The 13,563-nt window shown below is 59.4% G+C and carries 12 protein-coding genes; 8 read left to right on the top strand and 4 right to left on the bottom strand.

Annotation, left to right across the window (positions count from 1 at the left end):
- Positions 1–119 precede the first annotated feature (119 nt).
- Positions 120–782: a TetR/AcrR family transcriptional regulator gene (locus tag FHP24_RS14405; protein WP_139676872.1), complete on the bottom strand. Its 663-nt coding sequence runs from the start codon at positions 780–782 to the stop codon at positions 120–122.
- 216 nt (positions 783–998) lie between these two features.
- Between FHP24_RS14405 and FHP24_RS14400 the strand changes: the two genes are divergently transcribed.
- From FHP24_RS14400 to FHP24_RS14385, 4 genes are read left to right on the top strand one after another with little or no spacing between them, the layout of a single operon-like run.
- Complete coding sequence (locus FHP24_RS14400) at positions 999–1,607, top strand: YkoF family thiamine/hydroxymethylpyrimidine-binding protein (RefSeq protein WP_139676871.1); 609 nt, start codon at positions 999–1,001, stop codon at positions 1,605–1,607.
- Positions 1,608–1,626: 19 nt separating this feature from the next.
- Entirely contained in the window at positions 1,627–2,433 is an 807-nt protein-coding gene (locus FHP24_RS14395) for an ABC transporter permease (protein WP_139676870.1), read from the top strand.
- Positions 2,430–3,209: an ABC transporter ATP-binding protein gene (locus tag FHP24_RS14390; protein WP_139676869.1), complete on the top strand. Its 780-nt coding sequence runs from the start codon at positions 2,430–2,432 to the stop codon at positions 3,207–3,209. Before FHP24_RS14395 ends, FHP24_RS14390 begins: the two co-directional genes overlap by 4 nt.
- The gene (locus FHP24_RS14385) at positions 3,206–4,225 is read left to right on the top strand and encodes an ABC transporter substrate-binding protein (protein ID WP_139676868.1); all 1,020 of its coding nucleotides are present in this window, start codon (positions 3,206–3,208) and stop codon (positions 4,223–4,225) included. Before FHP24_RS14390 ends, FHP24_RS14385 begins: the two co-directional genes overlap by 4 nt.
- 121 nt (positions 4,226–4,346) lie before the next feature.
- Here FHP24_RS14385 and FHP24_RS14380 read toward each other — a convergent pair whose 3' ends face one another.
- A complete protein-coding gene (locus FHP24_RS14380; RefSeq protein ID WP_139676867.1) occupies positions 4,347–5,444 on the bottom strand; it encodes an RHE_PE00001 family protein in 1,098 nt (365 codons plus the stop codon).
- Positions 5,445–5,728: 284 nt separating this feature from the next.
- Between FHP24_RS14380 and osmF the strand changes: the two genes are divergently transcribed.
- Genes osmF through FHP24_RS14360 form a run of 4 tightly spaced genes read left to right on the top strand, consistent with a single transcriptional unit; the run spans position 5,729 to position 9,500 of the window.
- Positions 5,729–6,640, top strand: coding sequence for a glycine betaine ABC transporter substrate-binding protein OsmF (gene osmF / locus FHP24_RS14375; protein ID WP_139676866.1), 912 nt, complete (start codon positions 5,729–5,731; stop codon positions 6,638–6,640).
- A 51-nt stretch (positions 6,641–6,691) separates the two neighbouring features.
- On the top strand, positions 6,692–7,831 hold the full coding sequence (locus FHP24_RS14370; protein ID WP_139676865.1) for an ABC transporter permease: 1,140 nt from the start codon (positions 6,692–6,694) through the stop codon (positions 7,829–7,831).
- A complete protein-coding gene (locus FHP24_RS14365) occupies positions 7,828–8,766 on the top strand; it encodes an ABC transporter ATP-binding protein (protein ID WP_139676864.1) in 939 nt (312 codons plus the stop codon). The genes FHP24_RS14370 and FHP24_RS14365 overlap by 4 nt, the downstream gene beginning before the upstream one ends.
- Positions 8,763–9,500, top strand: coding sequence for an ABC transporter permease (locus tag FHP24_RS14360; protein WP_139676863.1), 738 nt, complete (start codon positions 8,763–8,765; stop codon positions 9,498–9,500). The genes FHP24_RS14365 and FHP24_RS14360 overlap by 4 nt, the downstream gene beginning before the upstream one ends.
- An 18-nt stretch (positions 9,501–9,518) precedes the next feature.
- On the opposite strand, the gene FHP24_RS14355 is transcribed toward FHP24_RS14360, so the two are convergent.
- Together FHP24_RS14355 and FHP24_RS14350 are read right to left on the bottom strand one after the other, a co-directional pair.
- Positions 9,519–11,969, bottom strand: a complete 2,451-nt coding sequence (locus FHP24_RS14355) for a DNA translocase FtsK (protein ID WP_394344618.1) — start codon at positions 11,967–11,969, stop codon at positions 9,519–9,521.
- Between the two features lie 245 nt (positions 11,970–12,214).
- Entirely contained in the window at positions 12,215–13,561 is a 1,347-nt protein-coding gene (locus FHP24_RS14350) for a sigma-54-dependent transcriptional regulator (protein ID WP_139676862.1), read from the bottom strand.
- Between the last annotated feature and the right edge of the window lie 2 nt (positions 13,562–13,563).

Below are 13,563 nucleotides of genomic sequence, written 5' to 3'. Positions count from 1 at the left end.
TTGCTGCACCCTTCCAGCGATCACCGCGGAACAACGGGCGTGAAACACCGAGAAGACAACTCCCGGCTATCGCGCGCAGCGTTGCCTGGAGATAGCAAGACGTGCCGCCCGGTCCAAAATCAGGCCCCAGGCGATTTATCTTCCGGCGTCTTCAGATAACTGACAACGGCATCGGAGATCATCTGTTTGTGGCGTGCCATCAGTTGAGTCTCGGACAGGTCACGCCGAAAGATCGCGCCGAACGTGTAGCGGTTCGATACGCGGAAAAAACAGAATGCGCTGATCAGCATATGGACATCGATCGCGTCTGTCTGGCGAAGAAAAACGCCTTCTCTCACTCCTCTTGCAACGATCCTCTCCAGCGTCTGGACGATCGATATGTTCAAGTCACGAAGCGTTTCCGAGCGCCGCATATGCACGGCACAGTTGATGTTCTCGCTACTGACGAGGCGGATGAAGTCAGGATGCGCTTCGTCGTAGTCGAAAGTCTCGGAAATGAGGACTCGCAGCGCCTCCTCCGCTGACAGATCGTCAAGCTGCAGATCTGCTTCCAGAGTTCTGATCTGCCGGTAGGAGCGCTCCAACGCAGCGAGATAGAGGTCTTCCTTGCTACCGAAATAATAATAGATCATCCGCTTGGAGGTACGGGTCTTCTCGGCAATCGCGTCAACGCGCCCCCCGGCAAGGCCGTGCGTCGCAAACTCTTCGGTCGCAACATCCAGGATGTCCGCTTTTGTCCGCTCGGGATCGTTTTTTCTGCGGCTTGGGCGTTTTTCCGACATCGGAGCACTCCGTGGCCCCCTTGGCCGGAGCAAATTCAATGAAGGTGTCGTAACCCGCTTAAAACGGTCATTCAACACTTCCTCTTGCCAGTCCCCCATCAACTGATCTATCAGGAGCGGGACAGGGGTGCTCCGTATTGCCGGGGTTGAGATTCGGTCGCCATGACCGTGGACCCTTTAGCTGATCTGGATAATGCCAGCGGAGCGAGGTTTAAGATGTTTTCCGGCGCACAGATTTCCCTTTACCCGATGTCAGACGATTTCGTCGATGTCATCCTCGGCGCATTGTCCGCGCTCGATCCCTACCGGGACCAATTGCGAATCGAGACGGACGATATCTCGACACTCCTCGTCGGAACGCCAGATGTCGTGCTTGCAGCGATGCGTGACCTCTTCGTCGCAGCCGCGAAATCCGGCAAGCACTGCGTCATGCATGCGATGCTGTCACGTGGATGCCCGGGAGAACCGGATGATCCGATTTGCCATGTGCCCGAGTTGACCGGGCCACTGGCACCGATTGAAGAGCGCAAGGCGCAGGCATTGGCGGCCGTGTCTTCCATCCCCCTCGCCGGCCAGCCGACCGCAGCGCAATTTTCTCTCTATACGCTCGGCATCGGCCAGCACATGGATGAGATCTACGGATGCATCGACTTCATCAAGTCGTCAGGTGTGTTCGACCGGTCGAAGAATTTCTGCACCAAGCTGCGTGGCGACGCGGCGCCGGTTTTTGCGACTGTCGGCGAGGCCTTCGTCCGCTTCGGATCGCCTCAGGGTCACGTGACCATCGATCTGACCGTTTCGGCCAACAGCCCGACGACCCGCTAGCCAGGCTACGGATAACCCGATGTCGTCAAATGCTTCTCGCATGCCTGGCCGCATGATTTTCAATCATATCTGGCGAGCATTGCCTGCCCTCATCGCCGCCGGCAGCCTGCTGCTTGCATGGGAAATCTATTGCCGCTTCTCCGGCATATCGGAGACGACGTTGCCCGCGCCGTCCCAGGTTCTCCTTCAAGCCTGGCTCAACCGCGAAGCATTGTGGGTCAACACCGTGCCGACACTCCGGGCAACCTTGCTCGGCTTCTCGTTGTCACTTGTTCTGGCATTTCTTCTGTCAGTCCTGATCGACTTCTCCACATTGATGCGGCGAGCGCTGTTTCCGATTTTTATCGCCAGCCAGACCCTGCCACTGGTGGCGATTGCGCCATTGGTTGTGCTGTGGTTCGGCTTCGGTCTTCTACCGAAGATCCTGCTTGTGGCGCTTGTCACGTTTTTCCCCATGCTGGTCGCCCTTGCCGAAGGCTATGCCTCGACCGAAGAGGAAATCGAGGAACTGCTCGCCTCGATGGGAGCATCCCGCTGGAAGCGCTTCTGGCTCGCACGCCTGCCCTCCGCCGTTGCCTACTTCTTCGCAGGATTGCGCATATCGATCACCTATGCCGTGGTCGCGGCAATCTTCGCCGAATATGCCGGAGCCGCCAAAGGCCTCGGGATCTACATGCTCAACGCGAAAAACAATTTTCGCCCTGACCTCGTGCTCGCCGCCGTTCTTATCAGCTCGTTGCTGACCATGGTTCTGTTCAGCGCCACATGGGCTGTGCAGCGACTTGCAGCACCATGGATCGAGAGCAAATCCGGGAGAAGCAGATGACGCAAGCACTGCTTTCCCTCGATCGGATCTCACTGAGCTACGGCGATATCGATGTGCTGCGTGATGTCTCACTGGACGTCATGCCGGGCGAATTCGTATCGATCCTCGGCCCCTCCGGAGCCGGAAAGTCGACCATATTCAAACTGCTGACCGGCGCAGTGGCGGCACGCAGCGGCGAAATCCGCTTTGCCGGCAGACCGCTTGCATCGGACGACAAGCCTTTTGCCTTCATGCCGCAGCGTGATGCGCTGATGCCCTGGCGACGCATCATCGACAACACGACGCTTGGCCTCGAAGTGCAGGGAATGAGCCGAAAACAGGCTCGCAAACAGGTAGAGCCGCTGTTTGAAGAATTTGGTCTTGGCGGTTTCGAACAGCATTATCCGCACGCGCTTTCTGGCGGCATGCGCCAGCGAGCGGCACTACTGCGCACCGTGGTGCAGGATCGGCCCGTACTGCTGTTGGACGAGCCGTTCGGCGCTCTTGATGCGCTTACCCGCAACCAGATGCAGATCTGGCTCGAAGCGATGTGGCTGAAACACCGCTGGACCATCATCCTGATCACCCATGACGTCCGGGAGGCGGTGATGCTCTCCGACCGGATCCATCTGCTCTCGCCACGGCCGGCACGGGTGGAGCAGACGATTGCAGTTCCGCTACTGCGCCCACGTTTCAGCCATCCGACAGTCCGCACCGAGGCAGCGGTCATAGAGACCTCCATCCTCGGTTCTCTCCTATCTCCCGACAATCAAGAACAGGAAGGACCGACGCCATGAGCCATTTGTTGCTGAGCCGACGCGCCACCCTTGCGACACTCGCGGCCCTCGCCGTGCCGGCACTGCCGACCCGATCCCGCGCTGCGTCCAGGGTCTCGGTCGCGCTCGACTGGACGCCGAACACCAATCATATCGGCCTGTTCATCGCCAGAGATAAAAGCTTCTACAACGAAGCAGGCATCGACGTCGAAATCCTCCCCTATACGGACACGTCGGCCGGCACCCTGGTCGCGAACCATGTGGCAGATTTCGGCATCCTCGGCTCGATTGCGCTTCTCACCCAACGCACCGCAGGCGCCGATCTCGTCGCAACCTATGCGGTAGTACAGACCGAAACAGGCCGTCTGGTCTACAAGGGAGGCCGCGCGGACATCAGTCGCCCGAAGGATCTGGACGGCAAGACCTATGGCGGTTTCGGTTCGGCCTGGGAAACCGCGCTGATATCGTCGATCATCCGCCACGACGGCGGCAAGGGGGAGTTCGAGACGATCACGCTTGGCACCTCCGCCTATCAGGCATTGGAAAACGGTGCCGTCGATTTCACGCTGGAAGTCTACACCTGGGAAGGCGTGAAGGCCGAACTCGAGGGATTGAAACAGGGCGCTTTCCGCTACGCCGATTTCGGTGTGCCGGACGAGCACACGACTCTGATCGGTTCCAACAGCAAATTCCTGAGCGACAATCCCAAGGAAGCCACGGCTTTCCTGCAGGCGACCAGAAAAGGCTATCGGTTCGCCATCGAAAATCCGGACGAGGCAACCGACCTGCTGATTGCCGCCAACAAGGATGCGTTGACTGACAGAGCGCTGATACGAGCCTCTCTCAAGACCCTGATCGAGGGAAAATATCTCGCCAGCGCCGATGGCGTCATCGGCAATATCGATCCCTCGAAATTCGAGGCGATCGGCTCTTATGCCTATCAGGCCGGCATCCTCAAAGGTGCTGCCGGCAAGCAGCTTGATGCAAAACCAGATTTTTCCGGTTACTATACCAACGCGTTTCTGGCAGCACAGTGATGGAGAAAAGGCTCCGACCTTACAGGCTGGCGCCCTTCTTTTTCAGGCCCTGATGAATGCGAGAAGGTCAGGATTGAAACATCCGCCTGCGTGGTCAGCATGCCATGCGAGCAGCACGCCCTCACAGAATACCCCAGGCACGAAACCGGCCTCGGCCCGTCAACTCTCTCAATTGCAGTTCCGAAGCGATCTTCAAAGCTCCTTGCGGCGTGACGGAAAGGGACTTTGCAATCATGCCCGACGAAACCATCGGGCGGGACAGAACAAGATCGACAAGCTGCGGCAGTTTCGAGGACTGACGTCGTCCGGCAATCCGGTGCTGCATCTGTTGCCGCGCGAGCACAAGACGGTCATGTTCCTTCAATCCCGTTTCGGCCGCTTCGGTGATCGCATCGAGCAAGGCAAGCAGGCGAACAGTCTGCTGCCGGTCTGTGCGGCGTTCCCGCCCGACCTGCTTCAGCCCCAGATTGAATGCGGCAAGATGAGCAACCGTGACGCCCTCTTTCCTCAGGAGCGATGCGGCGAGCAACCGCCCTAACCACGGTGCATGCTGCAGCACCTGCAACTGGTTCCAGGCATCCAGTAGAAGCACCGCACGCAGAACCGGCGGCAAGCCCAAACTTTTTTCGAGTACGGCCTGCCATTCGGCAAGCCTTTCATCCTCGTTCCAATCGGGCTCATAAAGAAACGGGACACGCTCCTTCGTGTAGCTCGGTGGCGATGGGCTTAGCACCTGCGAAAGTGCGGCCTCGCTTCTGGCAACCACCGCATCGATCTCCGCCAGATACCGTGCCAGTGGATCCTCCACATCCTCCGGCTCTATCGACTTTATCTCCAGGGGTTTTTCTATGGACGAGGCCGAATGCTGATCTGCCGACTTCCCGCGCAACTGGCTCAGACCCTCGCGACTGAGCGCCCAGCTCGGATCGTGCTCCAGTATCCGTCGTCGCGTACGCAGGATATCGTATGCAATCGTCAGTTCATGGGTCGGGACACGAATGCCCATCGCGGCATCATGCAGAACAAGATCTTCCAGATGAACAAGCTCGCCGTCGATCCAGAGAGAGGCGACGGCATCGATGAAATGTGAGCGCTCGATCCATCCCGGCCCGACCGCCGATCGAGAGACGCGCTCATCCAGGCGTGTCATCGCCGCAGTCGCTCGGCAGACCGGCTCCAAGAGCCGATGCAATGGCAAATCTGCGAGATTATAGCGCATACATTTAACTGGCCCCAGAATCGGTGCCACATGATAACCAATAGAGCCGCCGGGGAGAAATTTCCCTTTCCGGTCGATTCTAAACTATTGCCGAGAGCTGTGAATATACGGCATGGCGTGAGGCTTCCACCACTTGCCACGATAAAGAACTAACGTTTTCCCCGAACAGGGGTTGGGTAGTCGAAACATCCTCGACACGAGACGAGCCTGCACTACCTATTGGTCCGGTAGCTCGATCACTCATGCGCCGGCATCAAGACCGGCCACCGTTCAGGGAAGACCCCATGTCGCTCACGAAGAAGTTTTCCGGCCTGCTGCTGGCCTTGTCTTTATCCGCCACGGCCGCTTCCGCGCAGGTGGTCGTTTCGTCAAAGATCGACACCGAGGGCGGTGTCCTTGGCAACATCATTCTTTCGGTTCTTCAGGCAAACGATATCCAGGCAACCGACCGTATTCAGCTCGGTGCAACGCCCGTTGTGCGCAAGGCAATCACCGCCGGCGAGATCGATATCTACCCCGAATATACCGGCAATGGCGCATTCTTCTTCGAAAAGGCCGACGATCCCGCCTGGAAAGACCCGAAGCAGGCCTATGAAACGGTGAAGAAGCTCGATCTCGAAGCCAACAAGATCGTCTGGCTCACCCCATCCCCGGCAAACAACACCTGGGGCATCGCCGTTCGCCAGGATGTCGCACAGGAAAACAGCCTCAAGACGCTGTCCGATCTCGGCAAATTTGTCAGCGGCGGCGGAAAAATCGTGCTGGCGGCCTCATCTGAATTCGTCAATTCAGCCGCCGCCCTCCCCGCTTTCCAGACGACATACGGCTTCAAATTCAAGCCGGAACAGCTGATCACGCTCTCAGGCGGTGACACCGCGGCGACGATCGCAGCTGCGGCGAACCAGACGAACGGCGCCAATGCGGCAATGGTCTATGGCACAGATGGCGGTATCGCTCCATCGGGTCTGGTCGTGCTGGAAGACGACAAGAAGGTGCAGCCCGTTTATCAGCCTGCACCGATCATCCGCCAGGATACGCTCGCCAAGAACCCGAAGATCGAGGAATTGCTGAAGCCCGTCTTCGAGAAACTGGATCTTGTGACTTTGCAGGAGCTGAACGGCCGCGTTCAGGTCGGTGGAGAACCGGCAAAATCCGTCGCCGAGGACTTTTTGAAAAAGAACGGCTTCATCAAGTAAGCCCTGAGCGAGGGAACGACGGCGTTGCGGGCAGGACTTGAGAAAACGGGCATGCTGATGGCTGCCATCGTTCTGGCGGCAACGCTTTTCCTGCCTTTCGTGGTGGTGAAGCCGAACCGGATCCTGCAGGGACAGGGCCGCTCGCTGGCGGAATCGCTTGCCCCCTGGGCCGGCACGGCCCTGACACTTGCACTCCTGCTCGTCGCCCTGTCTCTGATCTTCCGCCTGCCGACCGGCGTCAAGCTTGTCATCACGATGGTCTCTCTGGCAGCAACAATACTGGCACTCGGCGGGGCAGCGCATGCCCAACTGCCGCCCGGCAATAGTTACGCGCGCGTTTCACCCGGATCGGGCTTCTGGCTGCTGCTGTTCGGCCTTTCTCTCGCGACGATCGACGTGATTGCCAGACTGAAGCCCTCGCCTCAGTTTCGGCTGCTGCTTCTGCTGATCGCAGCGATCGTTATCGGTGGTATTTTTGCTTCCGGCATTCTCTCCGAAATCTCGGTGATCAAGGAATACTCCAATCGTTCGGATGCGTTCTGGGCGGAGATGAGACGGCACGTCACGCTGGCGCTCGGTTCCATGTGCCTGGCCTTTGTTCTGGGAGTGCCGATCGGCGTGTTGTGCAATCGGGTAAAATGGCTGCGGGCCAGCGCGCTGAACACACTCAATATCCTCCAGACCGTGCCGTCGATTGCGCTTTTCGGTCTGCTTATCCTGCCGCTCGGATGGATCGCCGCAAACATCCCGGGCGCGTCGGCGATCGGCATTGCCGGCATCGGCGTCGCGCCCGCCTTTGTCGCGCTCGTGCTCTATTCCCTATTGCCGGTCGTCGCCAACACGGTCGCCGGCCTCGAAAACGTGCCGCGCGAGGCAAATGATGCGGCACGTGGCGCCGGTATGACCGACATGCAGCGACTCGTATCGATCGAATTTCCACTGACTTTCCCGAGCCTGCTTGCGGCCGTCCGCATCGTCCTCATCCAGAATATCGGAATGGCAACGATTGCCGCATTGATCGGTGGCGGCGGCATGGGGGTCTTCGTCTTCCAGGGCCTTGGCCAGTCGGCCATGGACCTCGTCCTGCTCGGTGCCCTCCCGACGGTCGCCATGTCCTTTATCGCCGCGATCATTCTTGGTGCGCTGGTCGATTTCAGCACCTCTCCGGGCACGGAGGCCCGTTCCGCATGATCGACATCCAGTCCGTGACAAAGCGATATGGCGGCAAGGCCGTCGTTGATGCCGTCAGTTTTTCGGTTCCCGAGGGTTCGATCGCCGTCCTGGTCGGCACATCTGGATCAGGCAAGACGACGCTGCTGCGCATGATCAATCAGCTCGTCTCGCAGGACGAAGGCGCGATCCTGATCGGCGGGGAAGATACGCGCGGCATTCCGGGTCACGAGCTGCGCCGTCGGATCGGTTACGCAATCCAGGGCCACGGCCTGTTTCCCCATCGCACGGTAGCGGAGAACATCGCCACGGTTCCACGGCTGCTGAAATGGGAAAGGTCACGTATCGATGCCAAGGTTGCGGAACTGCTGACCCTCTTCCAGCTCGATCCCGCTCTTTATGCCGACCGTTATCCGCATCAGCTTTCGGGCGGACAGCAGCAACGTGTCGGTGTCGCCCGCGCACTTGCGGCCGAGCCAAAAATCCTTCTGATGGACGAGCCCTTCGGCGCGCTCGACCCCGTCCTCCGGGGCACCGCCCAGGACGAGCTGCTGGCAATCCAGAAACGGTTCGGCACCACCATCGTGATCGTAACCCACGATATCAACGAAGCCTTCCATCTTGGCGACACCATCGCCGTCATGGACAAGGGAAAACTCCTGCAATACGGGCATCCCATCGATCTCCTCAAAACACCGGCAACGCCATTCGTCGAAGGACTTGTCGGCACATTCGACCGCCCTTTCCGGCTATTGTCGCTCGGCACGATCGCTTCTGTCGTTGAACCGGGCGACGCACCCGGCGAGCCGATCGGCATCGACAAGACCCAACAGGAGGCGCTTGCCGCATTGATGTGGGCCGGTGCGCAGGTCCTGCCCGTGACGGCCGAAGATGGGGCGAAGCTTGGCCGCGTCCGTCTCGAAACATTGCTCGGTCAGGCGATCAGACCACAATGAAGTTTTGGCCGCTTATCCCCCGTCTCATTCTCCTCTCTCTGTTGATCGCTTTTCTGGTTTCGCCCGAAAGCTTCGAATTCCTGTTCAAGCCTCTGGTGCAGGCCAATGCCCCGGCGATCTACAACCAGGGAAGCCTTGCATCGCTGACGCTTCTGCATGTGAGGATGGTATTTTTCGCGACCTGCGCCGCGACGATCGTTGCCGTTGCGCTCGCTATTCTCGTCACCCGGCCATTCGGAGCTGAATTCCTGCCGCTTGCCCGAACGGTGGTCAATATCGGCCAGACCTTCCCGCCGGTCGCGGTGCTGGCACTTGCCGTTCCCGCCATGGGCTTCGGCAACGGGCCGACGCTGGTCGCGCTGTTTCTCTACGCCCTGCTGCCCGTGTTCGAGAACACAATGACGGCCCTGACGACGGTGCCGCGGGCGATCTCCGACGCAGCAAAGGGTAACGGCATGACCGCGCTCCAGACGTTTTGGCAGGTGGAATTGCCACTCAGCCTGCCGATGATCGTCGGTGGCATCAAGATATCCACGGTGATCGGGTTCGGCACGGCAACGATCGGTTCGACGGTCGCAGCCAAGACGCTGGGTGAAGTCATCATTGCCGGACTGAATTCCAACAATCTTGCCTTCATCCTGCAGGGAGCGCTCCTCGTCGCCGCCCTTGCGATCCTCGTCTTCGATCTTTTGTCGATGCTCGAACGATCGCTGATGAAATGGAAAGCCGCCTAGGCGGCTCTCCGATGGCTATCACTCCTCGCCGGAGCGCGGCTGTACCTGCTGCGGACCAAGGATCTCGCGCTTGCCGACATGGTTGGGGGCGCCAACAAGGCCTTCTTTTTCCATCCGCTCCACCAGCGAGGCGGCACGGTTGTAGCCGATAGACAGGCGGCGCTGGATATAGGAGGTCGAGCATTTCTTGTCGCGCTGGACGATCTTGACGGCACGCTCATAAAGATCGTCGCCATTGTCTTCGGCACCCATCGAGCTCTGGTCGAAGACGGCTACATCCTCTTCTTCCTCGATACCGTCGTCTTCCTCATCCTCAGTGACGCTGCCGAGATAGGATGGCTGGCCCTGGGTCTTCAGATGCGCGACGACCTTCTCCACCTCGTAATCCGAGACGAAGGGACCATGGACACGGGAGATCCGTCCGCCACCCTTCATGTGCAGCATGTCGCCTTGGCCGAGAAGGTGTTCGGCACCCTGTTCGCCGAGAATGGTGCGGCTGTCGATCTTCGACGTCACCTGGAAGGAGATGCGGGTCGGGAAGTTTGCCTTGATCGTGCCGGTGATGACGTCGACGGAGGGACGCTGGGTCGCCATGATCAGGTGGATGCCTGCGGCACGCGCCATCTGCGCCAGGCGCTGTACGGCGCCTTCGATCTCCTTGCCGGCAACCATCATAAGATCGGCCATTTCGTCGATGATGACGACGATATAGGGCAGCGCCGTCAGGTCGAGCGCCTGTTCCTCGAAGATCTGCTCGCCGGTGCTGCGGTCGAAGCCGACCGGCACGTTGATCATGATCGTTTCATTACGATTGCGCGCTTCGGAGACGCGGGCGTTGAAGCCGTCGATATTGCGGACATTGAGACGCGACATCTTACGGTAGCGCTCTTCCATCTCGCGCACGGCCCATTTCAGCGCCAGAACCGCCTTCTTCGGGTCGGTAACGACAGGCGTCAGCAGATGCGGAATACCGTCATAGACGGAAAGCTCCAGCATCTTAGGATCGACCATGATCAACCGGCATTCTTCCGGGCGAAGATGGTAGAGCAGCGACAGGATCATCGTATTGATGGCGACCGACTTGCCCGAACCGGTGGTGCCGGCGACAAGAAGATGTGGCATCTTTGCGAGTTCGGCGATGACCGGCTCACCGCCGATCGTCTTGCCGAGGCAGAGCGGCAGGCGGTAGTCGGTGCCGATATAGGAATTGCTCTCGACCAGTTCGCGCAGATAGACGGTCTCGCGCACCACATTCGGCAGTTCGATGCCGATGACGTTGCGGCCGGGAATAACGGCAACACGGGCAGACAGCGCCGACATGGAACGGGCGATATCGTCCGACAGGTTCATCACGCGCGAGGACTTTACGCCTGGTGCCGGAGCAAATTCGTAAAGTGTTACGACCGGACCGGGACGAACATCGATGATCTCGCCCTTGACGCCGAAATCTTCGAGAATGCTTTCGAGAAGCCCGGCGCTCTGTTCGAGCGCCTCCTGGCTCATCGTTTCTTCTTCGAGCGGGGCCGGCGGCTGCAGCAGATCGATTTCCGGGAACGTGTAGTCATCGGCGAACTGCAGGACGCGCGGCTTGCGGGCAACCACCGGTGCGGCAGGCTGGATCTCGATCGGCTCGATAGCCGCTACGGATTGTTCAACCACAGCTTCGGCTGGCGTAACATAGGCGGCAGCATCGATAAACGGCACAGACAGCGGCTCGATGGTCGTCTGTGCCGGCGCGATTTGCCTGATCGCGATCTGGCGATAAAGGTCGATGGCCGACGGAGCTTCGTGAACGACGGGCACGATCACCGGCGCGGCCGCAACGACGGCCGGCATTGGCGCAGGCGGCACGAAGCGGGTGACGGTCGGCTTAAGTGCGGCGGAAACCGGCTTCGGCAAGGGCTGGACGGCCGGAAGAACCCGCGGCGAAGCTTTCTGCTCGACGTTTTCCGAAGCACCCAGGCTCATCATCTCCCAAATGAGATGATCCGGAATGGACGTCGCGCGACGAACCGGTGCGTTTGCAACGGGTACAATTTCTGGCAGCACTGCGGCTGTAACACTCGACTGACGATATATCGGCTGCTCGACAACCCGTTGAATGGCTGCCTCGATCGGCTGCGAGACGGAAGCCGCTGGCGCGAAAGCCTTGCCGATCCGGCGCTGGAGATTATTCACTTGGGAGCCTGTATTTACATGGTGTGGAGCCGGATGGCCCTTGCTGACGGGGACAGCGACCGGCTGCGGCGCGTGTACGGAGGTCAGGCCGCCCACATGACCGGCATCTTCTGCCGCATCGTCCGTTTCCGATTCCGGTCTGGCGGGGCTGCGGCCCGGCGTGCGGGTGAAACGCACATTGGGCGCAAGAATGAACGCACGCTGCCAGGTCGGAAGCTTTTCGGGGTCGAGCTCGACCGCCGGGATGGGCTCCGGTAACGGCAGAGGCTGCTCCGCGTCATTGGCCGCCACGAACTCCTGTTCGTCGCTCCAATTCGCGTTTTCGCTTGGGGAAATGTCTTTGCGGGAAGGCGGAAAATGCATGTACGCGAAACCATCAAATAACGTGATCACACCGGTCTCTGTTAATAAAAAGAAAACCTTAACCAGGTGTTTCCGAGAACCGTCTTTTCCGCATCATTTTAGAACGAGCGAAGATGACCACTCATCTTCGAGCCGCAATACGAGCCAGAGAAATCCTTGCATTTACAGCGGCTTCAGCGCCGTTCGGCGTAGTCTATACGAACGATTCCATGACGCTGAAGCTTGTCATAAAATGTCTTGCGCGGAATACCGAGCGCTGCGATTGTCTGCTGCACGTCGCCGCCGAATTCGATCAGCGTTTCGCGGATGATATCCGCTTCGTAGCGCTCCAGACGCTCCGGCAGACCGGCGCCATTGGCAGAATCGGTGCGCGGCGCCGCTATGGACGGTTCAAGGCCGAGCACGAATCTTTCGGCATAATGAGAAAGCTCGCGGACGTTGCCCGGCCACGAATGATCCCTCAGGTGATCGACGACAGCGCGCGGCAGGTCGGGAACCTCACGATCAAACCGTCGCCCGGCCTTTCTGACAAAATAATTGAACAGAAGCGGAATATCGTCCCGTCGCTCCCTCAGCGGCGGGATTGTCAACGTCACCACGTTCAGCCGGTAATAAAGATCTTCGCGAAAGATGGATCTTTGATCCGGATGGCCGAGATCGACCTTGGAGGCAGCCACGACGCGCAGATCCACGGGTCGCACCTCATTGGTGCCGAGCGGCGTGACCTCGCGCATTTCCAGAACCCGCAGCATCTGCACCTGGGTGGAAAGCGGCATGCTCTCGATCTCGTCGAGGAACAGCGTCCCACCGCTCGAATGCTCTATCCGCCCGACGCGCTTCTTCTGCGCACCGGTAAAGGCACCGGCCTCATGACCGAAAAGTTCGCTCTCGATCACCTGTTCAGGAAGCGCGCCGCAGTTCAGCGCGACGAAGTTGCCGGTCGATCGTCTGCTCCATGAATGAAGAATGCTCGCCACGACCTCCTTACCGCTACCCGTTTCCCCCGTCACCAGCACGTCGACATCTGTACTGGCGATCTGGCGCAGCATATGGCGCAACCGCTCCATGACCGGCGTCTGGCCGATCAGCGGCAGACCATCATCGGCCTCCGACCCCACCGCCCTCAGCCGCCGGTTCTCCATCACGAGACCGCGCTTTTCCGCCGCATGCCTGACGCATTGGATCAATCGCTCGGCTGCAAACGGCTTTGCGAGGAAGTCGTAGACCCCGCTCTGGATCGCCTTGACCGCCATCGGTATGTCGCCGTGACCGGTTATCAGAATGACCGGCAACTCGCGATCAAAACCTGAAATCCGATCGAACAGCTGCAATCCGTCCAGTCCGGGCATGCGGATATCCGAGACGACCACACCCGGAAAACTGTCGTCGAGCTGGGACAGCGCTTCCTTGCCGGTCGAAAACGGCCGAACGTCGAAACCGGCAAGACTCAATGTCTGGGCCGTCGCCTTGAGGAGATCCTTGTCGTCATCAATGAGAAAAACAGACGCGGGTGCAGCCATTG

The organism is Aliirhizobium smilacinae (genome assembly GCF_006335145.1).
In the GTDB taxonomy this organism is placed as follows: Bacteria; Pseudomonadota; Alphaproteobacteria; order Rhizobiales; family Rhizobiaceae; genus Neorhizobium; species Neorhizobium smilacinae.
The sequence above is the reverse complement of the archived record's forward strand: the minus strand, read 5'-3'. Positions and strand labels throughout refer to the sequence as shown.

What these genes read in the sequence shown, in the direction of transcription:
- FHP24_RS14405 (WP_139676872.1), bottom strand. Translation starts at nt 782, where the DNA reads ATGTCGGAAAAACGCCCAAGCCGCAGAAAAAACGATCCCGAGCGGACA.
- FHP24_RS14400 (WP_139676871.1), top strand. Translation starts at nt 999, where the DNA reads ATGTTTTCCGGCGCACAGATTTCCCTTTACCCGATGTCAGACGATTTC.
- FHP24_RS14395 (WP_139676870.1), top strand. Translation starts at nt 1,627, where the DNA reads ATGTCGTCAAATGCTTCTCGCATGCCTGGCCGCATGATTTTCAATCAT.
- FHP24_RS14390 (WP_139676869.1), top strand. Translation starts at nt 2,430, where the DNA reads ATGACGCAAGCACTGCTTTCCCTCGATCGGATCTCACTGAGCTACGGC.
- FHP24_RS14385 (WP_139676868.1), top strand. Translation starts at nt 3,206, where the DNA reads ATGAGCCATTTGTTGCTGAGCCGACGCGCCACCCTTGCGACACTCGCG.
- FHP24_RS14380 (WP_139676867.1), bottom strand. Translation starts at nt 5,444, where the DNA reads ATGCGCTATAATCTCGCAGATTTGCCATTGCATCGGCTCTTGGAGCCG.
- osmF (WP_139676866.1), top strand. Translation starts at nt 5,729, where the DNA reads ATGTCGCTCACGAAGAAGTTTTCCGGCCTGCTGCTGGCCTTGTCTTTA.
- FHP24_RS14370 (WP_139676865.1), top strand. Translation starts at nt 6,692, where the DNA reads ATGCTGATGGCTGCCATCGTTCTGGCGGCAACGCTTTTCCTGCCTTTC.
- FHP24_RS14365 (WP_139676864.1), top strand. Translation starts at nt 7,828, where the DNA reads ATGATCGACATCCAGTCCGTGACAAAGCGATATGGCGGCAAGGCCGTC.
- FHP24_RS14360 (WP_139676863.1), top strand. Translation starts at nt 8,763, where the DNA reads ATGAAGTTTTGGCCGCTTATCCCCCGTCTCATTCTCCTCTCTCTGTTG.
- FHP24_RS14350 (WP_139676862.1), bottom strand. Translation starts at nt 13,561, where the DNA reads ATGGCTGCACCCGCGTCTGTTTTTCTCATTGATGACGACAAGGATCTC.